Consider the following 25870-nt stretch of genomic DNA (forward strand, 5'->3'; position numbering starts at 1 on the left):
AAACCAAAAGGCTTCAGCGCTTACGGCTTGATTTTGCCGTCCTTGTCGAACTGCGCGAGGAAGGCCCAGAGGTCGTTGACCTCGGACTCCTTCTTGATGCCGGCAAAGGCCATCTTGGTGCCCGGGATCTTGGCCTTCGGGTCCTTGATGTATTCCTTGAACGTCGCTTCATCCCAGGTGATGCCGGAATTCTTGTTGGCGTCCGAATAGGAATAGCCCTCGGCGGTTCCAGATTTGCGGCCGTTCAACCCGTTGAGTTCCGGACCGACCTTGTTCTTGGCGTTTTCGCCGACGGCGTGGCAGGCGAGGCATTTGTTGAAGGAGGATTTCCCGGCGGCGACGTCCTGTGCAAGTGCGAAGGAGGAGGCGGTCGAGGCGGCAAGAACGATCAGGGCGCCGAAAGTGACAGACTTCATGGATGGCTCTTTTTGTTGGTTGGCTTTCCAGCTTAGTTTGTTGCACACGCTCCGAGTAGTCCACAAGTGCGATGGCGGCTGCCGCGCGTCCCGGCACCACGCGACGCGTCATGCTTTGGTAAGCTACCCAAAGCCGCATGGACGTGGTTGATTCATGGCAAAGCAGCCGAGTTATCGCTGCGATCTTCGGGAGTGCGCGTTCAATGACCATCATGATGCCCGCGCCGGATCAGGCTGTCCTCGCAAGGCGCGAGGCCATTGTCGCTGCGCTGCACAAGCTGGTGCCGGGCGAGGGCGTGATCTCCAGCGCTGCGGAAATGCTGCCCTATGAGTCGGATGGGCTGATGGCCTATCGCCAGCCGCCGATGGTCGTCGTGTTGCCCGATACGACTGAACAAGTCTCAAAAGTTCTGAAATATTGTCACGAGAACGGCATCAAGGTGGTGCCGCGCGGCTCGGGCACGTCGCTGTCTGGTGGCGCGCTGCCGCTGGCCGACGCGGTACTGCTTGGTCTCGGCAAGTTCAAGCGCGTGCGCGAGATCGATTTCGACAATCGCGCCGTTGTTGTCGAGCCCGGCGTCACCAATCTCGCCATCAGCCAGGCGGTGGCGCATGCCGGCTTCTACTACGCGCCGGATCCGTCGTCCCAGATCGCCTGTTCGATCGGCGGCAATGTCGCGGAGAATTCCGGCGGCGTGCACAGCCTCAAATACGGCATGACCACCAACAACCTGCTCGGCTGCGAGATCGTGCTGATGTCGGGCGAAGTCATTCGCGTTGGAGGCAAGACCGCAGAGACATCGGGCTACGACCTAATGGGGATCATAACCGGCTCCGAAGGTCTGCTGGGTGTCATCACCGAAATCACCGTGCGTATCCTGCAGAAGCCGGAAACGGCGCGTGCGCTGATGATCGGCTTTGCTGAGGTCGAGCAGGCCGGCCAATGCGTTGCCGATGTCATCAGCGCCGGCATCATCCCCGGCGGCATGGAGATGATGGACAAGCCGGCGATCCATGCGGCCGAAGCCTTCGTGCATGCCGGTTATCCGCTGGACGTCGAAGCCTTGCTCATCATCGAGCTCGACGGCCCAAGCGTCGAAGTCGACGAACTCATCAAGCGCGTCGAGAAGATAGCGCTCGGCTGCGGCTCGACCACCTGCCAGGTATCGACCTCCGAACAGGAACGCCTGCTATTCTGGTCTGGCCGCAAGGCAGCCTTCCCCGCGGTGGGCCGCATCTCGCCGGACTATCTCTGCATGGACGGCACCATTCCGCGTGCGGCATTGCCACTCGTCCTGCGTCGCATGAAGGAGATGTCTGCCAAATACGGCCTCGGCGTCGCCAATGTGTTTCATGCCGGCGATGGCAATCTGCACCCGCTGATTCTGTACGATGCGAACAAGCCCGGCGAGTTGCAGCTCGCGGAAGACTTCGGCGCAGATATTCTGAGGCTGTGCGTCGAGGTCGGCGGCGTGCTGACCGGCGAGCACGGCGTCGGCATCGAGAAGCGCGACCTGATGCCGGAGATGTTCAGCGAGGTCGATCTCAATCAGCAGCAGCGTATCAAATGCGCTTTCGACTCGCAGGGTCTGCTCAATCCCGGCAAGGTGTTTCCGACGCTGCATCGCTGCGCCGAACTTGGCCGCGTACATGTGCATGGCGGCAAGCTGGCGTTTCCCGATCTGCCGCGGTTTTGATGATGAGAACTGTGAAGTTAGTAGTGCCATCTGCTTTTGCAGCACGCGCGGACAAAGTGCTCCCGCCCCCCTCCGCGCGAAGCAAAGCTTCGCTAGGGGGGAGGGTCGGGGAGGGGGGGAACCCCAATCTCCGGAGCGTGTGGCTACCCCCCTCCCTAACCCTCCCCCGCAAGGGGGGAGGGAATCTACAGCGTGTAGGGCATCTATCGTGGACATTTTGAAAGTACGCGACGCTCAGGACGTCGAGCAGGCGGTGCGCGCGGCAATTGCAAGCGAGCAGCCGCTGGAAATCATCGGTCATGGCAGCAAGCGCATGGTCGGCCAGCCCATTGCGACCAATGCGGTGCTCGATCTGTCGGCGCTGAATGCGGTGACGTCCTATGAGCCGAACGAATTGATCCTCACCGTACAGGCCGGTGCGCCGATGGCCGACGTGCTGTCGCTGATCGATTCCAAGAATCAGCAGTTTTCGTTTGAGCCGATGAACACGTCACAGCTCCTGGGCACGCCGGATATCGGCACCATCGGCGGCATGATTTCCGCCGGGCTCGCCGGGCCACGGCGCATTCAGGCCGGCGGTGCGCGCGATCATTTGCTCGGCGTGCATGCGGTTTCCGGCTTCGGCGACAGCTACAAGGCCGGCGGCCGGGTGGTGAAGAATGTCACCGGCTACGATGTCTGCAAGCTGCTCGCCGGCGCGTGGGGCACGCTGTCCGTGATGACGGAGGTGACCCTCAAGGTCATGCCGCGGGCAGAGAGCGAACGCACCCTGGTGCTGCGCGGGCTCGATGATATCGCAGCCAACAAGGCGATGACCGCGGCGTTGGGGTCGCCCTTCGATGTCTCAGGTGCCGCGCATCTGCCGGGCTCGGCGTTACGCACCACGCAGGGGGCGCTTGGCGAGATCGCGTCGCCCGACCAGTCGGCGACGCTGATCCGCCTTGAAGGCATCACCGCGTCTGCGTCGCAGCGTGCGGTGTCACTGAGCACGACGCTGAAGTCATTCGGCGTGGCCGAGATACTTGAAGACACTGCATCCGCGGTGCTGTGGGCGGCTGTCCGTGACGTGACGCCATTCGCAGCCAGCGGTCCGCGCGCGATGTGGCCGGTATGGCGCATCGTGACGCCGCCGGCATCCGGCGGTGCACTTGGCCAAGCCATCGCCAAGGGCTCGCAAGGCGAGGTGATCTATGACTGGGGCGGCGGGTTAATCTGGGCGGCACTACCGCCATCGGCCGATGCGCAGGCAGCGCAGCTCCGCAAGCTGGTCAATGCAGCCGGTGGCCATGCGACGCTGATCCGCGCGCCGGAAGATGTGCGCCGTGCCGTTGATGTGTTTCATCCGCAGCCCAAAGGCATCGCGGCGCTCGGCGAGCGTGTGCGTCACAGTTTCGATCCGAAGACCATTCTCAATCGCGGCCGGATGTCGCGTGGCCTTGGTACTTGAAAGACTTGCGACATGAAAACCGAATTCACCCCGACCCAGCTGGCCGATCCGGATGTTGCCGAGGCCGACAAGATCCTGCGCAAATGCGTGCATTGCGGATTCTGCACGGCGACCTGTCCGACCTATGTGCTGCTCGGCGACGAACTCGATAGTCCGCGCGGCCGCATCTACCTGATCAAGGAGATGCTGGAGAAAGATCAGAAGCCGACGCAGGAGGTGGTCAAGCATATCGACCGCTGCCTGTCGTGTCTGGCCTGCATGACGACCTGCCCGTCCGGCGTGAACTACATGCATCTGGTCGATCAGGCGCGGGCCAAGATCGAGAAGGACTACACCCGGCCGCTCTCCGAGCGATTGCTGCGTGACGTGCTGGCCTGGGTACTGCCACGCCCCGGTCTGTTTCGCCTGAGCATGACCATGGCCCGGCTGGCGCGGCCGCTGGCGCCGCTGCTGCCCTCGACCAGCAAGCAATCCAACCCGAACCTGCTTAGCCGCGTGAAGGCGATGCTGACGATGGCGCCGAAGCAGTTACCCGCCGCCGGTCCGTCTGGTGGCAGCGTCTTTCCCGCGATCGGCGCTCGCCGTGGCCGGGTCGCACTCCTGCAGGGCTGCGCCCAGCAGGTGCTGGCGCCGCGGATCAACCAGGCCGCCATCAGCCTTTTGACCCGACATGGCGTCGAGGTCGTGCTGGTCCGGGACGAACAGTGCTGCGGTGCGCTGACCCATCATCTCGGCCGCGACGGGGATGCGCTGGCGCGGGCCAAGGCCAATATCGGCGTCTGGCTGGGGGAGGCAGACCGGGGCGGTCTCGACGCCATCCTGGTCACGGCGTCCGGCTGTGGAACCGTTATCAAGGACTATGGCTTCATGCTGCGCGAGGACCCTGAGTTCGCCGCGCCGGCCGCCAGGGTCTCTGCGCTGGCGAAGGATATCAGCGAGTATGTCAGCGCCATGGATCTGCCGAAGCCTGACAAACAAAGCGACCTTGTCGTCGCCTATCACTCGGCGTGTTCGCTGCAGCATGGGCAGAAAATCACACAGGCTCCCAAAGAATTGCTTTCCAAGAATGGATTCGTGGTGAAAGATATCCCAGAGAGCCATTTGTGTTGCGGTTCGGCGGGGACGTACAACATTCTCCAGCCTGATATTGCGAGCCGGTTGCGCGATCGAAAGGTCGCCAACATCGCGATGGTCAAGCCGGATATCATCGCTGCCGGCAACATCGGCTGCATGGTTCAGATCGCCGGAGGGACGTCAGTCCCGGTCGTACATACGATTGAGCTACTCGATTGGGCGACAGGCGGTCCCAGGCCAGGATTGAACTGATCTAATTGTGACAACGGCCCCGCGTTAAACTGGCCCCGCGCTGGCGCGGAAGACTTGAAACGCCGGTCCCTTTTGGATCGGCGCCAACAGGAGGACCACGATGGCTAAAGGCAAGAAGTCGAAGAAGGACAAGAAAAAGCAGAAGAAGCTTTTGACGGCGGCGAAACCCGCGAAGAAGTCCTCCAAGAAGTCAGTCAAGAAATCCGCGAAGAAGGCTGTGAAGAAAGCGGCCAAGAAGGCTGCGAAGAAATCAGCCAAGAAGACGGTGAAGAAGGCGGCCAAGAAAGCCACCAAGAAGGCCGCGAAGAAGTCTGCGAAGAAGGCGCCGAAGAAAGCTCCCGCCAAGAAGGCAGTGAAGAAGGCTGCGCCGAAAAAGGCCGCCAAGAAAGCAACACCGAAGAAAGCTGCCAAGAAGTCCGTGAAGGTTCCTTCTACGCTGTTGTCGAGCACGGCGCCCGCGCCCGCTGTGACAGAAGCTCCAGCGCCGGTCGCGCTGCCGCCGAAGCCGCCGCGCAAGCCGCGTGCTCCCAAGCCCAAGCCGGTCGCACCGGCAATCGCTGAGACACCGAGCTGGGCGACGCCGGAGCCTGATCCGTCACCGGTCGAAGGGCATTCTTCAGGCGAGACGACGGCAATCGAATCTCCTGGCGATACGTCGCCCGATCACGACGAAACCAGATAGTCGAACCGGATTAAGTCCGCGTTCCTGACTCGCCAATAAACTTCGGAAAACCGCAGCGCTCGCCGCTGCGGTTTTTGCTTGGTCAGGCTCTGTCGCGCATGCGTATTTCAACCGATGCCCGGGTGTCCTGAATTTGCAGGCGATTCGAGTGATCGTCGCGGCCCGGAGGCCCTGACGGGCAGCTGTTAACCGCTCCACGGACGGCAATCCACAATTCCTAGTCAGTGGTAATTCCCCGTGGTGGTATTTTCGGGCTGGAATCCCTCCAAAAACGTTGTGCTTTTGCAACACCGCGCCACAACCTCTCACGGAAACGTCAGAACGCCTATTTAGGCGGCACTTGCTCGTTTTTTTTCCTTCACCACTGCGGCTTTGCGCCTCAAAGTTGCGTTCAGTCGATGAATTTCGCGGTCTCGCCGTCTTTCGGACACGGAACTGCCTCTGGTTTCAAAAGTGATGGGGAATGTCATGAAGAAAATTGTTGTCGCCTCTGCTGCGGTGCTCGCCATGGGGATGAGCTCGGCTTCCGCAGCCGATCTGGGCGCGAAGATGTACAAGAAGGCGCCGCCGATCGTGGCTGCCTACGATCCTTGGGACATCGCGTTCGGCAGCGCGATCATGAGCAACTACGTGTTCCGTGGTATCACCCAGTCCAACGGCCAGAAGGGCTCAGTCGCAGCTTACTTCGAGCCGCGCTACAACATCACCAAGGACGTCCAGATCTACGCTGGTGTCGCCGGTGAGAGCATCTCGTTCACCAACCGCGCTTCCATGGAGCTCGACGGCTACTTCGGTATCCGCCCGACCTGGGGCGCAGCCGCGTTCGACTTCGGCTTCTGGTACTACGGTTATCCGGGTGGCCAGTGCATCGACTCCGTCGTTGGCGGCGGCGGCGTGTGCCCGGTCGGCTCGAACGTTGCTGGTCCTGCCTTCAACGTCATGAAGAAGAACGTCAGCTTCTACGAGGGTTACGCGAAGGTGAACTACACCTTCAACGACTACTTCTCGCTCGGCGGTAACGCTTTCTACTCGCCGAACTTCCTGAACACCGGCGCTGATGGCACCTACGCTTCGATCACCGGTAAGGTGATCGCGCCGTCGACCTGGTTCGGTTCGACCGGCATCGGCTCCTACGTCTCGGGTGAGTTCGGTCGTCAGTGGCTGGGCACCTCGGATGCCTTCTACGGTACCGCTCAGTTCCCGAATGGCATCAAGTACGCCGACTACAACACCTGGAACATTGGCATCGGCTTCACCTACAAGGTCTTCACGCTGGACCTGCGCTACTCGGACACCAACCTGTCTAAGGGTGATTGCAACGCCTTCACCTCGGACTTCACTGCTTCGGGCACCAACAACGTCACCGCGATCAACCCGTCGGGCGCTGGCTCGAGCTGGTGCGGCGCCACCGGCATCGTCAAGCTGTCGGCTGACCTGACCGCGATGACCAACCTGAAGTAAGAACTTCGACTGAGATCGAAGGGGCGGCAGAGCAATCTGCCGCCCCTTTTCTTTTGGGATAGAGCTTCCATGAATCGGGACTGGTTGCGGCGCGCAGCGAACACGATCCGTCGCAACAATCATCGCAATGCGCTGGCCGGCGCCGTTGCCGGGCTGGGGGCGGGGATTGCCATCGGTGTGATGGAGTTCTTCTCGGCCGTTGCGCATTATCCGCTGGTCATCATCCCCTTTGCGACCTCGATCGTCCTCGTGATCGGCTCACCCGAAGCCGAGCCGGCGCAGCCGCGCGCGTTGGTCGGCGGACACATCGTCGCGACGCTGGTAGGGCTCGCGGTGCTCAAGCTGACCGGCCCCCATGCCTGGGCCGCCGCCATGGCAGTCGGCCTCGCCGTGCTGGCGATGTATGTGACCGGCACATTCCACCCGCCTGCCGGGATCAACCCGTTGCTGGTGGTGTCTCACGCACTACCGTGGACGTTCCTGCTGGCGCCGGTGCTGGTCGGCGCGCTGCTGCTCGCGAGCTTCACGTTTGTCTGGCATCGCTATGCGGCAGGCCGCGACTGGCCGCGGCACTGGCTTTAGCGGGGCGTGTCACGCCTCAGGCGGTTTCCGTCCTGGCCTTTGCATCTCCCAGCGCGAAGTGATCGCCGGACCGCGTTAGCGACACCTTGCGCTGATGCAAGTCATCGAGCGTGTTGCGGTGGCCGATCGACACGATGGTCGTGCCAGGCAGCTTGTCTTCGAGCAGCCGATAAAGTGCTTCTTCCGAGGGCTCGTCGAGCGATGCGGTCGCCTCGTCAAGGAAGAGGTATTGCGGCTTTTGCAGCAGCGCGCGGGCGACGCCGAGGCGCTGCTGTTCACCGAGCGACAGCATGCGATTCCAGTGGCCATCTTCATCAAGCCGGGTCGCCAGCGCAGGCAGACCCACGGCCCTGACGGCATCGGCGACCTCCTGTTGGCTGAACGCGTCGGTCCCGGCAGGATAAGCCACCGCATCCTGCAATGTACCGACCGGGAAGTACGGCCGCTGCGGCAGCATCATGATCGCCGCATCCGCGGGGATCGAGATCTTGCCTTTGCCGAATGGCCAGATGCCGGCGATGGCGCGAAACAGCGTGGATTTTCCGGAGCCCGATGGGCCCGTAAACAGCGTGCGTTCCCCGCGGCGGAAGCTGAAGCCCGGCGTCTGCACCATGGGAGCGCCATTGGGGAGGGTGAGCGTCAGATCGCTCAGCGCGATGTCACTGGTGCGGGTCTCGGTGGCGTGAACGATATCGGCCTTGGTCGTCAGCGCCTGTACGTTGGCAATGGCTGTCTCGAAGCCATCAAGGCGCATCACGCCGGACTGCCATTCCGCCAGTGTGCGATAGGCGGTGACGAAGAATGAAAGCGCACCCTGCACGGTGCCGAACGCATCCGCAGTCTGCATCACGGCGCCGAGCTGGACCTTCTCCGCAAAATAGGCCGGCGCGACCAGAACATAGGGCAGGATGATCGCGATCTGCTGATAGCTGACCGTGAAGGATGTCAGCTTCTTGGTGCGGCGCATGATGTCGATCCAGTTGCCGACGACGAGCTGGAAGCGGGTCGAGAGTCGCTGGCGCTCAACCGGTTCGCCGCGCAGCAGAGCGATCTGCTCGGCATTTTCGCGCGCACGCACCAGATTGAAGCGGAAGTCCGCTTCATAGCGCTGCTGCTGGAAGTTCAGTGCCATCAATGGGGCGCCGATATAGTGGGTCAGCGCGGTGCCGATCACGGCGTAAACAAGCGCGCCCCAGACGAGATAGCCGGGGATCGGGATATCCCGACCGAACACATGCAGCGGCGCCGCGTCGGACAGGCCCCACAGGATGATCACGAAGGAGAACAGTGTGACGACCGAACTCAACAGGCCGATGCCGATGTCGAGCGTCTTCTCCACGAACAGCTTCACGTCTTCGGCAATGCGCTGATCCGGGTTGTCAGCAGCGTCGCCCTGCAGCTGCATGCGATAGTGGTTGGCGTCGGCGAGCCAGTTGCCGAGATAGCGCTCGGTCATCCAGCGCCGCCAGCGGATCTGGAGCCACTGGTTGAGGTAGAGCTGATAGACCTTGAGTGCGATGTTGATCGCCGCAAGCACGCTGAAGTAAGCGAGCTGATAGGTGAAGACGTCGAGGTTTCTGTCCTGCAGTGCGTTGTAGAAGGTGTTGTTCCAGCGATTGAACAAAACGCTGAGACCGACCACCGCCAGCTCGATGGCGATCACCGCCGTGAGGAGTCCGAGTCCTGCCCATTTGTCCTCGGAACGAAAATAAGGAACCGCGATCCGCCAGACGGTCGCGAGCGTGGAGCGGATGTTATTCACAGGTCGTCTCCGGGAGGAGGGCCCTAAGCCCTTAAGATCAAAAATGAATTCCAGCGTTTAGACTAAAGTAGCTGGTTTGATGGCCTGCGGCACCTTGTCGCGAAACTGTGATTCACCCTAGCATGACCAAAAGCGAGGCATGGGGGCCTCGCCTTCGCGTAGCCTATGGGCGCTATCGGCTTTGACCGATCGTGGATGTCCTCGCAAGTGAACAATCAGCAATTTGCCGATCGATAACGATCGAGCCGCTGCAATAATATAAAGGGGGAGAACGACCATGTGGAACCAGGTCTACAATCCATTCAACAGCTCCACGATCTCGACGCTTGTAGCCGCGATACCGGTGGTCGTCCTGCTGGTGCTGATCGCGACCAACAAGGTCAAGGCGCATATCGCAGCGATCATTGCGCTGGTGCTGGCCAATCTTGTGGCGATCTACGCATTCACGATGCCCGCCAACATGTCGCTTCGCGCATCGGCACTCGGCGTCGTGACCGGTTTCTTCCCGATTGGCTGGATCGTCCTCAACGTCATCTTCATGTATCGCCTCACGGTGGACAGCGGCCGCTTCGAGGTACTGCAACGCGCCATCGGCGGCGTGACCAATGATCGGCGTCTGCAGATCCTGCTGATCGCGTTTTCGTTCGGCGCATTCTTCGAGGGAGCGTCGGGCTTCGGTACGCCGGTGGCCGTCACCGGCGCCGTGCTGATCGGCCTCGGCTTCTCGCCGCTGGCAGCATCGGGCCTGTCGCTGATCGCGAACACCGCGCCCGTCGCTTATGGCGCGCTCGGCACGCCAATCCAGGGCCTCGCCACCGTCACCGGCTTCGACCCCTTCATCCTGGGCGCGATGGTCGGCCGGCAGTTGCCGATCTTCTCCATGATCGTTCCATTCTGGGTGGTCTGGGCCTTTGCCGGCTGGAAGGGCATGAAGGAAGTCTGGCCTGCTATTCTCGTTACCGCGCTCTCCTTCGCGATCCCGCAATTCGTGATCTCGAACTTCATCAATCCGTGGATCGTCGACATCGGCGCCTCGCTGATCTCGATGGGCGCGTTGATCCTGTTCCTGAAGGTCTGGCAGCCCAAGACGATCTGGACCTCGGCCGCGCTGCGCCAGCATGACGACTCGGCGTCGACCGTGCCACCGGTGAAGCCGATGAGCACGGAGAAGCTGACCTCGGCTCAAGTCTGGAGCGCGCTGACGCCATGGATCATCCTCTGCGTCATCCTGCTGGTCTGGGGCACCAACTGGTTCAAGGGGATCGTCAACCCGATCTTCTCCTGGAATTTTCCAGTGCCTGAGCTGCACAACATGATCAACAAGGTGCCACCGGTGGCCGCTAAGCCGACGCCGGAAGGCGCGGTGTTCGCGTTCACTTACGTTTCCTATACCGGCAGCGGCATGTTGCTGGCTGCGATCATCTCCGGCTTCATCATGGGCTTCTCGCCTGCGAAGATGATTGTGGAATATGGCCGCACCATCAAGATCTGCGCCTATTCGCTGATCACCATCTCGGCGATGCTGGCCATCGGCACGCTCACGCGCCTGTCGGGCGTCGATGCGACGCTCGGTCTGGCCTTCGCTGCCACCGGCGTGCTGTACCCGTTCTTCGGCACACTGCTTGGCTGGCTCGGTGTGGCGCTCACCGGTTCCGATACCGCATCGAACGTGCTGTTTGGCAACCTGCAGAGGATCACGTCCGAACAGCTCGGTCTGTCGCCGATCCTTATGAGCGCGGCGAACTCGTCCGGCGGCGTGATGGGCAAGATGATCGACGCGCAATCGATCGTTGTGGCCTCCACCGCAACCAACTGGTTCGGGCATGAGGGCACGATCCTGCGCTTCGTGTTCTGGCACTCGATCGTGCTGGCCTGCATGGTCGGCCTGTTCGTGATGCTGCAGGCCTATGTCTATCCGTTCACGCTGATGGTCCTGGCGCCGTAGGGCGCACGCAAGGAATCAATGACGAATCCCCGCGGCTGCAAGGCCGCGGGGATTTTTCGTTGTCGCGCCATATTGTTTCCCGACGGTTCTGGTCAACCGTCGCGGCCGCGCGTAGAACCGCGGCCATTGTCGCCGATCCCATCACGCCGAGAATTCATATGACTGCCATGACCACTTTGCTGCGGGCCGCTCTTGCCGGCGCTGCGTTTCTGATTGCCGTCCCTGCGCATGCCGCCGAAGAGTTTCCATTCGGCATGGAAATGACTCTGGATGCACAGCGTCAGCCCGGCTCGAAGCGGATTCCCAATCTGGAAATCGGCGAGGCCGGCGAGGCGCGGGTGGAGTTGTGGTGCAAGGGCGGCAAGGGGCAGTTCTCGGTCGCTGGCAACACCGTCGTCTTCGTCGCCGGCGCGATGGAGAACCGCAGTTGCTCGGACGCACAGGCCGCGATGGACGATCAGTTGATCGCCGATCTCGGCGCGGCCACCAACTGGCAGCGGCGCGGTGATGCAGTGACGTTCGTTGGGCCGAAGTCGCTGCGGTTTCGGCTGAATACGAATTGATAGCTTAAGCTGCGTTGGTAGCGAAGCTTTCTTCCTTTCCCTCTCCCCTTGCGGGAGAGGGTGGATCGAACGCACGAAGTGCGTTCGAGACGGGAGAGGGGTGCCACAGGCGCTGAGTTTTGCTGCTACCCCTCTCCCGCCTTCGCTTCGCTCAGGCACCCTCTCCCACAAGGGGAGAGGGGAGGTAGCGGCGCTCACTTCCAGTTCGAATTGTCCGCATCCCAACGCTGTGCCTTGAACTCCGCCGCGACAGCTGCAACCGCGCCGTTGTCGTCGCGCGGATCGCTCTCTTCATCGGCCGTCGGCGAATCCGCGAGAGCCAGCTTCGCGCCCGAGTTCTCATCCGCGGTTGTTACTGACGGCGTGCTGACCCACAGGATCAGCTTATCCGTCGTGCCGGGCTTGTCGGGAGCGATGATCGCGTTGACCTCGACCGTCTCCGTCAATTCGAGCGCGGGCAGAACCTGACTCGGGCGCTTGAAGGTCAGCTTGAGCTTTCCGGTCTCGTCGTCCCATGACGTGGTGGCAGGTTTGCCCGACATGGTCCTGGCGAGCACATTCGCCAGCGCCGTAGCAACCTTGTCGCGATTGATCTTGTCGCCATCGCGCCAGTCGGCTGCCGCAAAGCGTACGGTACGATCCATGTCGATAGCGCCCGTGGTCCAGCCGACATTGACGACGCCGGGATAGGTCTTGGTTTTGGCGACGAAAGCCGCGGCGCGTTCCGGATCGATGGCGAGGCTGATGACCTGCTCGCCGGCGCGCAGTGCATCGCACGATACGGCCAGGCTGTTCAACGCGACTTCGACATTCTGCCCGCGCAGCGTGCGGACGAAATCGAGTGCGGCTTCGAGCTTGATCTTCACCGCGATGGCTTCTGGAGAGACTTCGGTGAAATCCTTCGGCGCGGGCGCGATATTGTCGTCGGTGGACTGATTGTCCTGGAATTCCTTCTCGCTCTGATCCGAATTGTCCGAAGACGTCACGTTGTTGTTGGTCTGGCCGACCGAGATCTGTCCCTTGAATTCGAACGTGTCGCCGGTCGGCCGGCGGTTCAGCTTGATGGTCACCGGCAGCTTGTCGACCTGGGTCTGCGTTGCGCCGGTCAGCGTCGACCCGCTGACCGTGAGATTGGCGACGAAGCGATCCTTGCGGTCGCTGCCCTTCTCGGCGGGATAGCAGACATCAAGCGTCGCGGCCGTGACGGCCTTGCCCTGCCGCGTCTCCCGGAGGATCACGTCGGCATTGCCGTTCATGACGCCGTCGATCGAGGTGAAATAGCGCGTCTCGGGGCCTGCCGGCTGGCTCTTCGGCGCGGCTTTCACCTGCGCGAAGGCGTGGTGGACGGTCCCAACCGAGGCGGTGACCGTAAGGCCGAGCAGACAAAGATGAAGCGCGCGCATTTCAAAAGTCCCTGGACGTTATCGACGTGTCTCCGGGCGGATTTATCTGATTCCGCCCATGCGAGATTAATCACGGGATTGAATCAGAACCGCGACCAAGGCGAAAGGCCATAAGTCGCGGGCGCATTGTATCAGGGCAAAAAAGAAGGCCGCCCGGAGGCGGCCTTCGATCACAATGCAGTTGAGCGTGAAAGCAGGGCTTAGAAGCCCATGCCTCCCATTCCGCCCATGCCACCCATACCGCCGCCACCGCCCGGCATCGCCGGTGCAGCTTCCTTCGGCAGTTCGGCGACCATGGCTTCGGTGGTGACCAGCAGGCCGGCAACCGAGGCGGCGTCCTGCAGTGCAGTACGCACCACCTTGGCCGGATCGATGATGCCCTTGGCGACCATGTCGACATAGGTTTCGGTCTGCGCGTCGAAGCCGAAGGTCTCGGACTTCTCGTCCAGGATCTTGCCGACCACGATCGAACCTTCAACGCCGGCGTTTTCGGCGATCTGGCGGATCGGAGCTTCCAGCGCCTTCAGCACGATGTTGATACCGGCCTGCACATCGGCGTTCTCGTTGGTGAGACGGCCGACGGCCTTCTTGGCGCGCAGAAGCGCAGTACCGCCACCGGGGACGATGCCTTCCTGAACGGCCGCGCGGGTGGCGTTCAGCGCGTCATCCACGCGATCCTTCTTTTCCTTCACTTCGACTTCGGTCGCGCCGCCGACGCGGATGACGGCAACGCCGCCAGCCAGCTTGGCCAGACGCTCCTGCAGCTTCTCACGGTCGTAGTCCGAGGTGGTTTCCTCGATCTGTGCCTTGATCTGGTTGACGCGGGCCTCAATGGCCGGCTTCTTGCCAGCGCCGTTGACGACGGTGGTGTTTTCCTTGTCGATCACGACCTTCTTGGCGCGGCCGAGCATGGCGAGCGTGACGCTTTCCAGCTTCATGCCGAGATCTTCCGAGACGAGCTGACCGCCGGTCAGGATCGCAAGGTCTTCCAGCATCGCCTTGCGGCGATCGCCGAAGCCCGGTGCCTTGACGGCAGCAACCTTGAGGCCACCGCGCAGGCGGTTGACGACGAGGGTGGCGAGGGCTTCGCCTTCGACGTCTTCAGCGATGATCAGCAGCGGCTTGCCCGACTGCACCACGGCTTCGAGCACCGGCAGCATGGCCTGCAGGCTGGAGATCTTCTTCTCGACGAGCAGGACATACACGTCCTCGAGCTCGGCGGTCATCTTCTCGGCATTGGTGACGAAGTAGGGCGACAGGTAGCCGCGATCGAACTTCATGCCCTCGACGATGTCGACTTCGGTCTCGAGCGACTTGTTCTCTTCAACCGTGATGACGCCTTCGTTGCCGACCTTCTGCATCGCCTGGGCGATCATCTTGCCGATGGCGGCGTCGCCGTTGGCGGAGATGGTGCCGACCTGAGCGACTTCAGCCGAAGACGCAACCGGCTTGGCGCGCTTGGTGATGTCCTTGATGACGGCGGCGACGGCGATATCGATGCCGCGCTTGAGGTCCATCGGGTTCATGCCGGCAGCAACCGACTTGGCGCCTTCACGGACGATGGCCTGGGCCAGCACGGTGGCGGTGGTGGTGCCGTCGCCTGCGGTGTCGTTGGTCTTCGAGGCGACTTCGCGCAGCATCTGCGCGCCCATGTTCTCGAACTTGTCCTCGAGCTCGATCTCCTTGGCGACGGTGACGCCGTCCTTGGTGATACGCGGAGCGCCGAACGACTTCTCGATCACGACATTGCGGCCCTTCGGACCGAGCGTGACCTTGACGGCGTTGGCGAGAATGTCGACGCCGCGCAGCATGCGATCGCGCGCGTCTCCGGAGAATTTAACGTCTTTGGCTGCCATGTTGATGGTGCTCCAAGTGATGGGAATTTGAAATTAAAACGCTGTCATGGCCGGGCTTGACCCGGCCATCCATCTTCCTGCGAAGAAGCCAGATGGATGCCCGGATCAAGTCCGGGCAAGACGTCCGAGTGTTTGGAGAGCGGACCGCCTTTAAGCGATCACGCCCATGATGTCCGACTCCTTCATGATGAGGAGTTCTTCGCCGTCGAGTTTGATCTCGGTGCCCGACCACTTGCCGAACAGAACCTTGTCGCCGACCTTGATGTCGATCGGGATCAGCTTGCCGGCTTCGTCGCGGCCGCCAGGGCCGACACCGACGACTTCGCCTTCAGACGGCTTTTCCTTGGCGCTGTCCGGGATGATGATGCCGCCCTTGGTCTTCTCGTCGGCGACGATGCGCTTGACGACGACGCGGTCGTGCAGCGGGCGGAATTTGGTCTTGGCCATGGGAGTGTCCCTTTAGGGTTTGCGATTTCGTTGCCATCTCGGAGGCGGGCGGGAATCCAGCCGGAACGCTCAGGGCGGCCGGCTCATTCCCTTAGCAATCGCGCTCCGGGAGTGCTAATTGAGCGTCCGGGAAATATGGCCAGACGCTTTTTGAGTCAAGCGAGGCCTTAAGGCCTTGGTGAGGCCAATATAGGATGATCTGGAAACCATAATGGAGAGTCGGCGTAATTCTGCCGACCTCATTGCGCCGTCAGGTGTTTTGCGCTTGGCTGCCGGGACGGGCAGCCGGGGAATTTGCTCTAGGGGATGATATGATCAGGTCACGCTACGCCCGCACGGTTGCCCATCTGGCGATCGTTTCAACTTTGGCGCTGTCATTGGGCGGGTGCGGCACGTCTGGTGGATTGGGCGGGTTCAGCTTTGGGAACTCGCAGCCGACACCGCCGCCGGAGCCCCCGCCGGCGCCGGAACTGCCAGCCTCGATCCGCTCGGAAGAACTCGTCGGCCGCTGGGGTCTGGCGTCCTACATGAATCCCAACGATCGCGTTCGCACCGAGAATGCCGCGCGCGGCCAGTGCAAGCAGCCCTATATCATCGGCCAGGGCGCCACCGGCGGCGTCATCATGCATCTCGCCGACGAGGCGACGCCGCAGGAACTGCGCCTCAAGGGCTCGCCGAGCGGCAAGAACTATATCGGCCCGCCCGGTCCCGCCGGTGGTGAGAAGGATCGCGAGATCGTCTCCTTCGACGGTCGGATTCTCGTCACGCGCTTCATCGACAAGGACGCTGCGGTTCGCTACGGCAACATGGTCTATGTCCGTTGCGCACCCAAGGCCTGACCTGACAAGGCCTGACCTGAGGTGTAAGGCGGGTCCCGCCACTCCCTTGAAGACGTGAGCCCATGCACCGATTGCGCGACCTCGTTTTCGGACCGGGCCGCGCGGTCCTCGTGCTGGCATTCACCCAGATCCTGACCTGGGGCATCCTGATCTATCCACCGGTGCTGACCATGCCGCATGTCACGGCGGCACATGGCTGGTCGCTGGCCTTCGGCATGGCGGGCTTTTCGCTGGGGCTGATCGTATCGGGACTGCTGTCGCCGGTGGTTGGTGGATTGATCGACCGCCACGGCGGCAATGTCGTCATGGCATCGGGCGCATTGGCCGGTGCCTTGGGTCTCGCTCTGTTTTCAGTCGCCGATCATCCCGCGACCTATCTGGCCTGCTGGGTGTTGCTCGGCGCTGCAATGTCTGCGTCGCTCTACGATCCCGCCTTCGCCACGCTGACGCGTATCTTCGGTGCCTCGGCGCGGCGGCAGATCACCTTCGTGACCTTTGCAGGCGGCTTCGCCTCGACGGTTGGCTGGCCGGCGACCCATCTTCTGCTTGAGGCCGTCGGCTGGCGCGGGACGTATCTGACCTTCGCAGCGATCTTCGCATTTGTCGTTGCGCCGCTTCATGCTTTTGCATTGCCGCGCCACGTCGCCGTCGCGCCTCTGCCCGTGGTGGACGCCGTTGTCGTTCCCCCGCAGGCAACCCTGCGCCCGGAAGGCTGGCTGTTCATCCTGCTGGCGGCGGCGTTCTCGCTTTACAGCTTCATTCTGTCGGGCGTGACCTCGAACCTGCTCGCGCTGCTGGAGCGCGGCGGGCTCAGTGCTGCAACGGCGGTGACCATCGGTGCGATGTTCGGTCCGGCGCAGGTGGCATCGCGGCTGGCAGACTTCATGCTGGCGGGGCGCACCCATCCGCTGTGGATCGCGCGCGGGGCGGTGGTGCTGGTGGTGTCGGCCTTCGCGATGCTGGCATTGGCCGGGATTTCATTTCCGCTCGCGGCGCTGTTCGCGGTTGCTTTCGGCGCCGCCAATGGCGTCATGACCATCGCGCGCGGCGCGCTGCCGCTTCTGATGTTTGGCCCGATGGGGTATGGCCGCGTCATCGGCCGTATCGCGCGGCCGGCTTTGTTCGTGCAGGCCTTCGCGCCATTCGTGGTGGCGTCCGCAGTCGAGACGCTGTCCGACCGCATGGTGCTGCTGCTTGGGACCGTGCTGGCACTCGCGGTGCTGCTCTGTTTCGTGATGATAAAAACGCCGGGCATTGCTGCCCGGCGTTAAACGATCTCTAACTGTGGTCGAAAATTATCTTAGCCGAACAGCGCGTCGATATCGTCCTGCGAAGCATGGCCGATATCGCCGTCCAGTTTCGGACCATTCAGCAGCTTGTCGTCTTCGCTACGGTCGTCGACCTTGGCCGGCGCATGCGCCTTGATCTCATCGACGCCACCCCAGATGTCCATCATCGCAGTAATGCGGTTTTCGATGAACTTCATCGTGGTCATCACCTTGCTGATGCGCTGGCCGGTGAGGTCCTGGAAGTTACAGGCTTCGAAGATCGCGACGACGTTATCGCCGATCTCTTCCAGCATCTGCTTCTGCTGATCGGGTGAGGTCACCTTGCCGAGCGCTGTCGATGCATTATCGATGGCTTCGGCTGCGGCGAGAATCTGCTGCGTGGCTTCTTCGGTGCCGCCGACGACAGCGCCGAGTTCACCGTTGACCTTCGCCATTTCGTCGCCTTCGAAGCTCTTGCCGTGAAGAACTGCGATTTCCATCTTGGTGCGGGTAATGGCGTCGTGGATCAGATCGAGTTCGATCTTGAGCTTTTCGCACTGCTCGATCTGTGCGCGATAGGTGGCGAGCAGCGCCTGTGCTTCCGCAACCTGCTGATCGGCGGCGGCGCCGACCTGATCTGTCACGGCGTTGCGGGCCGGCGCTCCCATCTGCGCGCGGATCGCGCGGAGCTCAGCCATGATTTCGCGATGCATCGGCATCGGCTCGCTGCTGCCCACCACTTCATTGGGCATAGGTGCAGTACCGAAAACTTCTTCAATGCGAAATCGCTTGCGACGAACAGACATCAGGTCCCCCAACGTTCAATCAATCCCCCATTCGTATACTCATGAGTTTAACGTGAAGTTCACGCGGGAACATCGCACCGATAGCCGATAATCGCTGCGCAAACTGTTAGTTAACCATGGGGCTTTCACGTTCATTCAAAATAAACGCTACTAAATAGAACTGCGCCGTTTGATGACGTGGTGAATCCAAACGGCGATTGTGTTTACCAAACCGAGGCGATTTTAACCTTAAGTCGGAGTGTGCAAAGCGCTTCTCAGGTGAGAATGCGCACGACGAAACAGTACAGAGTACGTCGATGTTCAGAAAGTTCTCTCTCACGCTTCTTGCCAGCGCATCTTTCATCGCCGCTGGATCGCATCAGGCGCTTGCGGTGGAAGCCGCGGCGCAATTCGCCGAGCCTCCAGTGGTGTATGCGCAGCAGCCGCAGCGCCCGATGCAGCGCACGGCCTATGCCGAACGCTCGCGCATGGGCGGCGGCTTCATCGAGTTTCTGTTCAGTGATGGTCCGGCGCAGCAGGGCCAGCGTTACCAGCAACAGCCGGACTACTCTTACGAGCAGCGCCGCTCGCTGCTGCCGCCGATGGATCCGCAACAGCGCGTCTATCAGCAGGAGGAGACGGCAGATGCCGCGCGCCCCGCGCTGGATCCCAAGTATCAACCGCAGATGGTCGAATATCAGGGCAGCGAAAGCGCCGGCACCATCGTCGTCGATACGCCGAACAAGTTCCTGTTTCTGGTGCAGGGCGGTGGCAAGGCGATGCGCTATGGCATCGGCGTCGGCCGGCCGGGCTTCACCTGGTCCGGCGTAAAGACGATCACGGCGAAGAAGGAATGGCCGTCGTGGACGCCGCCAAAGGAAATGCTGGCGCGCCGTCCTGACCTGCCGCGTTACATGGAAGGCGGTCCGGAGAATCCGCTCGGTGCTCGCGCGATGTATCTCGGTTCGACCCTATATCGTATTCACGGCTCCAACGAGCCATGGACGATCGGTACCAACGTTTCCTCAGGCTGCATCCGCATGCGCAACGAGGACGTCATCGATCTCTATGGCCGCGTCGGCGTCGGCGCCCGGGTCGTCGTGATCTGATCTGATCTTACTTAACCTCTCCCCGCTGTGCGGGGAGAGGTCGGCGCGCAGCGCCGGGTGAGGGGCGGGGCATGCGCTCTCATCACGAAGGGACTGTCGAATCCCACCGTTACGCGGCCGGCCATCTTTTGCTGCTAAAATCCGATCCGATAGTTGAGCGACCGAGGCTCATATCGCGCGATGCCCCTCACCCGTCCGGCTTCGCCGGCCGACCTCTCCCCGTAAAAAACGGGGAGAGGTTAAGGCTGCGTCGCCCGACAATTATGCGAAATCGCTGTCGTCGGAATCCATGTCCATTGCGTCGTAATCGCCGTCGTCCTGGTCTTGATCCTGGTCCTGGTCGGCATCGGCTTGCGCCTGATCGAACGAGCCGGCGCGGGAGCCGCTGGATGAACCGATATCATTGACGCCGGCCTGATTGCCCAGGTTGCCACCGGACGAATCCGAACCGGAGCTCCACGGGCTCTTGCTCTCGCTGGCATTGGCGGCGTCGCCAAAACCTTGCTGATGGCTGCCGCCCATCATCGAACGGATGCTGCCAAGCAAGAGTGACCCGCCGACCACGCCGGCTGCTGCCGCAGCCGCTGTACCCAGGAACGAACCGCCACCACCGGCTTGCGGTTGTTGCTGGCCGAACTGGCCTGGTCCCGGACCCTGGCCGTATCCGCCCTGACCATAGCCGCCCTGCGGTTGTGGCTGGCCGATGACCTGCCCGGTGTTCCAGGCAGGACGGCTCGGCTCGGGCGGGCGAACGCTCGGCACCGAGCCGCGCGGCTGGTTCGGGTTCTGACCCTGACCGAACAGGGCGTCCCGCATCGAATCGAGGAAACCGCCCTGAGCGGCCTGTTCGGGGGCGCCGTTGCCTTCCAGTTGCTGGATGCGCTCATGGGCGCGCTTCAGCGCTTCGTCCTGCAGCAATACGGTCTGCACCAGCGCATAGACCGCATTGGGTGCGCGGCGCTGGCCCTGCGCAATGGCGTCGAGCGCGTCTGGATCGCGTGGCGCGCCTTCGACCTTGCTGAGCCGGTCAAAGAGATCGTCAACCAGTTGGCGTTCTTGCGGTGTCATGGCGTCCTCTGTCTTCAAAGCGCGCTTGCTTTGCGCGCTGAAGATGTAGTGACGCTTTGTGTCGCAATAAGTGCCGCCGGGATTAAATTTAGTTATGCGACAAAACGACCGGCAAGCCTTGTCGTGCTTCCTCTTGTCATGCTTCCAGCGCGTAGCGCGCCAGATTGGCCTTCAGCATGTCGAGAATCTGATCCCGTGCCGGATCGCGGGTCCCTCTGACCCAGGCTGCGGCGAGCGGAAGCCGGTTCATGGCCGACATGCCCAGTGGCACATAGCGAACGCCGCGCGCGGGCATGCGGGAGGTCCAGCGCGGTACGATCGCCAGCCCGATCTCGGCGGCGACGAGATTGACGATGGTCTGCTTCTCGTCGGCGATCTGAACGACATTGGCCTGTAACCTGGATTCCGCAAACAGCTTCATCGTCAGGTCGTGACTGTGCGGCCGCGACCGTCGCTCCGGCACGATCAGAGGCTCTTCGGCGATATCGGAGATCGTCAGATGCGCGCGCGACGCCAGCGGATGGCGTTCGGAGACGGCCACGACGGCTGTCTCGTGAAACAGAAACATGAATTCCAACCGCTTGTCGGCACTCTCGGGCGGCCGGACGAAAGCGAGATCGAGCCGGCCCGACAGCAAGCGCGGCAGCAGCCGGATCGTCTTGTCCTCATCCAGCTTGATGGCAAGGTCAGGGGCGCGCTCGCGAAGGTCGTGCAGCAGCGCCGGCAGAAGTCCCGCGGCGGCACTGTCGATTGCGCCGACCCGGATCGTGGCTGCGCGCGCTCGCACGCGGGCGCGGAAGGACGACGCAATCTGATCCGCGCGGGCGAGCAGGTCGCGTGCCTGTTTCAGAAACTCGACGCCGTCATCGGTCAGGGCGACGCTGCGTGTCGTGCGCGTCAGCAGGCGCGTGCCGAGATCGTCCTCGAGGAGGCGGATGTAGCGGCCGAGTGCCGACGGCATCATCTCGAGCCGTTGCGCTGCGCGGCCGAAATGCAGTTCGTCCGCCGCCGTCACGAAACAGCGCAACTGGTGCAGATCCATCAAGCCTCCCGATGGCGCCTTTGGGTCGCCTGGGGAGTTATTATATCATTTATTTGTATAAACAACCGCGATTGAGCCGAGCGTGGCTCGCCTGCACGGTGGGGGCAGCCAACTCAACCAGCAGAGACCCGACCATGCGTGAATATTCCATCGCGGCCATCCCGGCCGACGGGATCGGTCCCGAAGTCATCGCCGCCGGCACCCGTGTGCTGGAAGCGCTGCAGAAGCGCGTCGGTGACGTCACCTTCAATGTCGAGACCTTCGACTGGGGTTCGGCCTATTACCGCAAGCACGGCGTGATGATGCCGGCCGACGGTCTGCCCAAACTCAAGAAATTCGATGCCATCTATTTCGGTGCGGTGGGCGCGCCCGATGTCCCCGACCACATCACGCTATGGGGCCTGCGGCTTCCGATCTGCCAGGGTTTCGATCAATACGCCAATGTGCGCCCGACCAAGATCCTGCCCGGCATCACCTCGCCACTGCGCGGTGTCGAAACCGGCGATCTCGACTGGGTGATCGTGCGCGAGAATTCCGAAGGCGAATATGCCGGTTGCGGCGGTCGCGTACATCGCGGGCTGCCGGAGGAAGTCGGCACCGAAGTGTCGGTGTTCACGCGCGTCGGCGTGGTCAGGATCATGCGCTACGCGTTCAAGCTCGCGCAGTCACGCCCGCGCAAGCTGCTCACCGTGGTCACCAAGTCGAATGCCCAGCGCCACGGCATGGTGATGTGGGACGAGATCGCCGACGAAGTGTCGAAAGATTTCGCCGACGTCACCTGGGACAAGATGCTGGTCGACGCCATGACCGTGCGCATGACGCTGAAGCCGCAGAGCCTCGACACCATCGTGGCGACCAACCTTCACGCCGACATTCTCTCCGACCTCGCTGGCGCGCTGGCCGGCAGCCTCGGTGTCGCACCGACGGCGAATATCGATCCAGAGCGCCGTTTCCCCTCGATGTTCGAGCCGATCCACGGCTCGGCCTTCGACATCACCGGCAAGGGCATCGCCAATCCTGTCGCCAGTTTCTGGACCGCTGCGCAGATGCTCGATCATCTTGGTGAGCCGGATGCATCGGCGCGGTTGATGCGTGCGGTGGAGAAGGTCTGCGAAGCGGGCATCATCACACCGGATGTCGGCGGCAAGGCCACGACGAAAGAAGTGACCGACGCTGTGGTGGATGCGATCCATAGTTCGAACGTCTGACACGATTTCCGAACGCCCCGGCCTCACCGGGGCGTTCGTCTTCAATAAATCAAAACAATATTCAGGGAGGATCTCATGAAAGCCACAGCTACACTTGCGTTTGCGATTACGCTGGCAAGCTCCGCTGCCTTCGCGCAGGGCTATCCCAACAGACCGATCACCATGCTGGTGCCGTTCGCGGCCGGCGGTGCCACCGACACCGTTGCGCGCGTCACCGCGGCGACCATGTCAAAATTGCTCGGCCAGACCATCATCATCGAAAACGCCACAGGCGCCGGCGGCACCATCGCGGCGGCCCGCGCGGCCCGTGCCGAGCCGGACGGCTATACGATCCTGATCCATCACATCGGAATTTCTACGGCTGCGACGCTGTATCGCAAACTGCCTTACGACACCAAGACCGCCTTCGCGCCGATCGGCCTCGTCACCAATGCGCCGATGACCATCATCTCCCGGCCGAACCTGCCGCCGAACACGCTCGCCGAGCTGATCACCTATATCAAGGCCAACGGCGACAAGATGACCTTCGGCAATGCGGGCCTCGGCGCGGCCTCGCAGCTGTGCGGCCTGATGTTCATGAATGCCATCGACAAGCAGATCCTGTCGGTGCCCTACAAGGGCAACGGCCCGGTGATGAACGATCTGATCGCCGGCCAGATCGATCTCACTTGTGACCAGACCACCAACACCACCGGCCCGATCGCAGCCAAGCTGGTGAAGAGCTATGCCATCACCACCAAGACGCGCCTGTCGTCGATGCCGGATCTGCCCACTGCGGACGAAGCTGGATTGAAGGGTTTCGAGGCTGGCGCCTGGCACGGCATCTACGCGCCAAAAGGGACTCCTGACGATATCGTTCAGAAACTGGCGAAGGTGCTGCAGGATTCGTTGCGCGATCCCGAACTGATCAAGCGCTTCAACGACATCAACACCGATCCGGTGCCACAGGATCAGGCGACGCCGCAGGCATTGAAGAAGCAGCTCGACAGCGAGGTCGATCGCTGGGCGCCGATCATCAAGGCGAGCGGACAGTTCGCGGACTAGCGTGCGAGCGTGACGTTATTTGCCACCAGCAACTGCGCGAAGGCATCGCTTGCCAGATATTGATATTCGCGCTCGCGCTGGTCGGTGAACGGATCGAGGTCGATCAGGACGTCATCGACATGGCCGGGATGGCACATCACCAGTCCGCCATCCGGAAGGTCGTTGAGGAAACCTGCCATGAGCGTGCCGAAGTCGGCGTGCTTGGTGAAATCATAGGCGCCGGCGAAGCCCGGATTGAACGTCACGCCGGCGCGCGTCGCACGTCGGCGGAACGTGGCGCTGAGCGTGTCGAGCAACAGCGCCTTCGGATTATCGATGCGTTGGCCTAACGGCAACACACGGCCGGATTGGCGGACCCAGGCCGTCGGCGCATTTTTCTTCACTGCGGCGAGGAGGGCATCGCGCACCTGCGGGAACGTTTGCACGTGCTGGTGCCCGTCGACATAGTCGGGCGCGCGCCCAAACAGGGCCACAAACTTCGCGATCTGCGTCGTCAGCTCGGTTTCGATCGCCTCGCGATCGAGTTTTCGCAACAGGCTGAAGCGCAGCATCTTGCCAAGCGGCAGGAACAGTTCATCGAGCAGCGGGCGGTAATGCATCGTCAGTGGATGAAACGGCGCGGTCAGCGTCGCGTGGAGCCCGATCTCGCAGTTCGGGTTCTTCGCGACCACTTCCTGTAATGCGTTCACGTCATCGCGCGAAATCGCGGGACCGACCACCATCACGGATGTGGCGTTGAGGCGTCCAAGCGCGATCAGTTCGCGGATGCCCTGATTGACGCCGGGGCTGATGCCATAATCGTCGGCGCAGAGCGTGATGCGGCGCAGGGCTGCGCCGGTCATTCGGCGGCGGTCCGGTCGGTGGTTTGCGCCACGCTATCGGGGGTGTTGCGCTTCACGCTGTGCTCGGCGACGAAATAGATCGGCCGCGCCTTCAGCTCGGACAGGATCTTGCCGATATATTCGCCGAGCACGCCGATCATGATGAGCTGCACGCCGCCGAGGGTCATCAGGCCGACGACCAGCGATGGATAGCCCGGTACCGACTTGCCGGAGACCCATGTCTCCCACAGGATCGACAGGCCGAATAGGAACGCGCCGAAGGCGAGCAACAACCCGAGCAGGCTGGCGAAACGCAGCGGTGCCACCGAGAACGAGGTCAGGCCCTCGATCGACAGGCCGATCAACTGCTTCGGATTGAACGATGTCACGCCATGTTCGCGCGCCGCCGGCTCATAGTCGACGCGGAGCTGACGGAAGCCGATCCAGGTGGCCAGTCCCTTGAAGAACCGGTTGCGCTCCGGCAGCTGGCGCAGCGCCGCCGCCGCGCGCGGGGACAGCAAACGGAAGTCGCCGGCATCTTCCGGGATCTTCTGCCGCGCTCCCCAGTTGATCAGCGCATAGAAGCCGCGCACGGCCTGGCGGCGCAGGAAGGACTCGTTGTCGCGATGGGCTTTGGCGGTATAGACGACGTCATAACCTTCGACGATCCAGTGCCGCACCAGCTGTTCGACCAGTGACGGCGGATGCTGGCCGTCGCCATCCATGAACAGCACCGCGCCCTTGGTAACATGGTCGAGCCCCGCCATCAGCGCGGCTTCCTTGCCGAAATTGCGCGACAGCGACACGACCTGAACGTCGAGCGACGTGGCTTGCAGGCTGCGCGCAACCGCCAGCGTGCCATCGGCGCTGCCGTCATCGATATAGACGACTTCGCAGGCGAGGCCGTGGCGTTCTTTCAGTGTCGTCGCAAGCGTCGCCAGCCGTTCATGAAACAAAGCAAGGCCGGGCGCCTCGTTGTAAACAGGCACAACGATCGACAGGCCTTGTGCCGCGGCGGTCGCGGCATCGGTCGACAGGCTCGATACGTCGCTGCCCAGCATCATCGATCAGATTCCGATATCCAAAATATGCCCATGAA

General features: G+C 62.2%; 23 protein-coding genes. 13 read left to right on the forward strand and 10 right to left on the reverse strand.

Annotated elements, in window-relative coordinates; genetic code table 11:
- Window positions 1-20: 20 nt before the first annotated feature.
- A complete protein-coding gene (cycA, locus tag AB8A50_RS26800; RefSeq protein WP_115034028.1) occupies window positions 21-416 on the reverse strand; it encodes a cytochrome c-550 CycA in 396 nt (131 codons plus the stop codon).
- A gap of 203 nt (window positions 417-619) precedes the next feature.
- Between cycA and AB8A50_RS26805 the strand changes: the two genes are divergently transcribed.
- From AB8A50_RS26805 to AB8A50_RS26830, 6 genes are all read left to right on the forward strand, one after another.
- Window positions 620-2113 carry an FAD-linked oxidase C-terminal domain-containing protein gene (locus AB8A50_RS26805; RefSeq protein WP_439079500.1) on the forward strand — a complete coding sequence of 498 codons (1494 nt, stop codon included), beginning with the start codon at window positions 620-622 and terminating at the stop codon, window positions 2111-2113.
- A 208-nt stretch (window positions 2114-2321) separates the two neighbouring features.
- The gene (locus tag AB8A50_RS26810) at window positions 2322-3560 is read left to right on the forward strand and encodes an FAD-binding protein (protein WP_439079501.1); all 1239 of its coding nucleotides are present in this window, start codon (window positions 2322-2324) and stop codon (window positions 3558-3560) included.
- A 12-nt stretch (window positions 3561-3572) separates the two neighbouring features.
- Entirely contained in the window at window positions 3573-4886 is a 1314-nt protein-coding gene (gene glcF, locus AB8A50_RS26815; RefSeq protein ID WP_439079502.1) for a glycolate oxidase subunit GlcF, read from the forward strand.
- Between the two features lie 100 nt (window positions 4887-4986).
- The gene (locus tag AB8A50_RS26820; RefSeq protein ID WP_439079503.1) at window positions 4987-5568 is read left to right on the forward strand and encodes a hypothetical protein; all 582 of its coding nucleotides are present in this window, start codon (window positions 4987-4989) and stop codon (window positions 5566-5568) included.
- A 468-nt stretch (window positions 5569-6036) separates the two neighbouring features.
- Complete coding sequence (locus AB8A50_RS26825; protein WP_439079504.1) at window positions 6037-7029, forward strand: TorF family putative porin; 993 nt, start codon at window positions 6037-6039, stop codon at window positions 7027-7029.
- Window positions 7030-7098: 69 nt separating this feature from the next.
- Complete coding sequence (locus AB8A50_RS26830; protein WP_439079505.1) at window positions 7099-7611, forward strand: HPP family protein; 513 nt, start codon at window positions 7099-7101, stop codon at window positions 7609-7611.
- Between the two features lie 16 nt (window positions 7612-7627).
- Here the strand turns inward: AB8A50_RS26830 and AB8A50_RS26835 are convergent, their stop codons facing one another.
- Window positions 7628-9373 carry an ABC transporter ATP-binding protein/permease gene (locus tag AB8A50_RS26835; protein WP_439079506.1) on the reverse strand — a complete coding sequence of 582 codons (1746 nt, stop codon included), beginning with the start codon at window positions 9371-9373 and terminating at the stop codon, window positions 7628-7630.
- Between the two features lie 277 nt (window positions 9374-9650).
- On the opposite strand from AB8A50_RS26835, the gene AB8A50_RS26840 reads away from it, so the two are divergent.
- Together AB8A50_RS26840 and AB8A50_RS26845 are read left to right on the forward strand one after the other, a co-directional pair.
- Window positions 9651-11318 (forward strand): L-lactate permease, encoded by a 1668-nt coding sequence (locus AB8A50_RS26840; RefSeq protein WP_089261934.1) that lies wholly within the window; start codon window positions 9651-9653, stop codon window positions 11316-11318.
- Between the two features lie 167 nt (window positions 11319-11485).
- Window positions 11486-11881, forward strand: a complete 396-nt coding sequence (locus AB8A50_RS26845; RefSeq protein ID WP_374725702.1) for an META domain-containing protein — start codon at window positions 11486-11488, stop codon at window positions 11879-11881.
- A 194-nt stretch (window positions 11882-12075) separates the two neighbouring features.
- Here AB8A50_RS26845 and AB8A50_RS26850 read toward each other — a convergent pair whose 3' ends face one another.
- From AB8A50_RS26850 to AB8A50_RS26860, 3 genes are all read right to left on the reverse strand, one after another.
- Entirely contained in the window at window positions 12076-13284 is a 1209-nt protein-coding gene (locus tag AB8A50_RS26850) for a hypothetical protein (RefSeq protein WP_439079507.1), read from the reverse strand.
- A gap of 200 nt (window positions 13285-13484) precedes the next feature.
- Entirely contained in the window at window positions 13485-15140 is a 1656-nt protein-coding gene (gene groL, locus AB8A50_RS26855) for a chaperonin GroEL (RefSeq protein WP_068733597.1), read from the reverse strand.
- A 150-nt stretch (window positions 15141-15290) separates the two neighbouring features.
- A complete protein-coding gene (locus AB8A50_RS26860) occupies window positions 15291-15587 on the reverse strand; it encodes a co-chaperone GroES (protein WP_089261928.1) in 297 nt (98 codons plus the stop codon).
- Between the two features lie 311 nt (window positions 15588-15898).
- Between AB8A50_RS26860 and AB8A50_RS26865 the strand changes: the two genes are divergently transcribed.
- Window positions 15899-16426: a hypothetical protein gene (locus AB8A50_RS26865; RefSeq protein ID WP_068733601.1), complete on the forward strand. Its 528-nt coding sequence runs from the start codon at window positions 15899-15901 to the stop codon at window positions 16424-16426.
- A 62-nt stretch (window positions 16427-16488) separates the two neighbouring features.
- On the forward strand, window positions 16489-17697 hold the full coding sequence (locus tag AB8A50_RS26870; protein WP_439079508.1) for an MFS transporter: 1209 nt from the start codon (window positions 16489-16491) through the stop codon (window positions 17695-17697).
- Between the two features lie 29 nt (window positions 17698-17726).
- On the opposite strand, the gene AB8A50_RS26875 is transcribed toward AB8A50_RS26870, so the two are convergent.
- Window positions 17727-18500, reverse strand: a complete 774-nt coding sequence (locus AB8A50_RS26875; protein WP_439062889.1) for a protein phosphatase CheZ — start codon at window positions 18498-18500, stop codon at window positions 17727-17729.
- 296 nt (window positions 18501-18796) lie between these two features.
- Between AB8A50_RS26875 and AB8A50_RS26880 the strand changes: the two genes are divergently transcribed.
- Window positions 18797-19588: a L,D-transpeptidase gene (locus AB8A50_RS26880; RefSeq protein ID WP_439062890.1), complete on the forward strand. Its 792-nt coding sequence runs from the start codon at window positions 18797-18799 to the stop codon at window positions 19586-19588.
- Window positions 19589-19849: 261 nt separating this feature from the next.
- Here AB8A50_RS26880 and AB8A50_RS26885 read toward each other — a convergent pair whose 3' ends face one another.
- The gene (locus AB8A50_RS26885) at window positions 19850-20656 is read right to left on the reverse strand and encodes a DUF2076 domain-containing protein (RefSeq protein ID WP_439079509.1); all 807 of its coding nucleotides are present in this window, start codon (window positions 20654-20656) and stop codon (window positions 19850-19852) included.
- Window positions 20657-20792: 136 nt separating this feature from the next.
- Window positions 20793-21698 carry a LysR family transcriptional regulator gene (locus AB8A50_RS26890; RefSeq protein WP_439079510.1) on the reverse strand — a complete coding sequence of 302 codons (906 nt, stop codon included), beginning with the start codon at window positions 21696-21698 and terminating at the stop codon, window positions 20793-20795.
- Between the two features lie 134 nt (window positions 21699-21832).
- Here AB8A50_RS26890 and AB8A50_RS26895 point away from each other — a divergent pair, with 134 nt between their 5' ends.
- Complete coding sequence (locus AB8A50_RS26895) at window positions 21833-22906, forward strand: tartrate dehydrogenase (RefSeq protein WP_439079511.1); 1074 nt, start codon at window positions 21833-21835, stop codon at window positions 22904-22906.
- Between the two features lie 75 nt (window positions 22907-22981).
- Window positions 22982-23950 carry a tripartite tricarboxylate transporter substrate-binding protein gene (locus AB8A50_RS26900; protein WP_093759382.1) on the forward strand — a complete coding sequence of 323 codons (969 nt, stop codon included), beginning with the start codon at window positions 22982-22984 and terminating at the stop codon, window positions 23948-23950.
- Here AB8A50_RS26900 and AB8A50_RS26905 read toward each other — a convergent pair.
- Together AB8A50_RS26905 and AB8A50_RS26910 are read right to left on the reverse strand one after the other, a co-directional pair.
- Complete coding sequence (locus AB8A50_RS26905) at window positions 23947-24792, reverse strand: ChbG/HpnK family deacetylase (protein WP_439079512.1); 846 nt, start codon at window positions 24790-24792, stop codon at window positions 23947-23949. The two genes, AB8A50_RS26900 and AB8A50_RS26905, sit on opposite strands and share 4 nt — an antisense overlap.
- Window positions 24789-25832, reverse strand: coding sequence for a glycosyltransferase family 2 protein (locus AB8A50_RS26910; RefSeq protein ID WP_439080040.1), 1044 nt, complete (start codon window positions 25830-25832; stop codon window positions 24789-24791). The genes AB8A50_RS26905 and AB8A50_RS26910 overlap by 4 nt, the downstream gene beginning before the upstream one ends.
- Window positions 25833-25870: the final 38 nt, after the last annotated feature.

The sequence above is a fragment of the Tardiphaga sp. 841_E9_N1_2 genome (assembly GCF_051811065.1).
GTDB classification, from domain to species: domain Bacteria; phylum Pseudomonadota; class Alphaproteobacteria; order Rhizobiales; family Xanthobacteraceae; genus Tardiphaga; species Tardiphaga robiniae.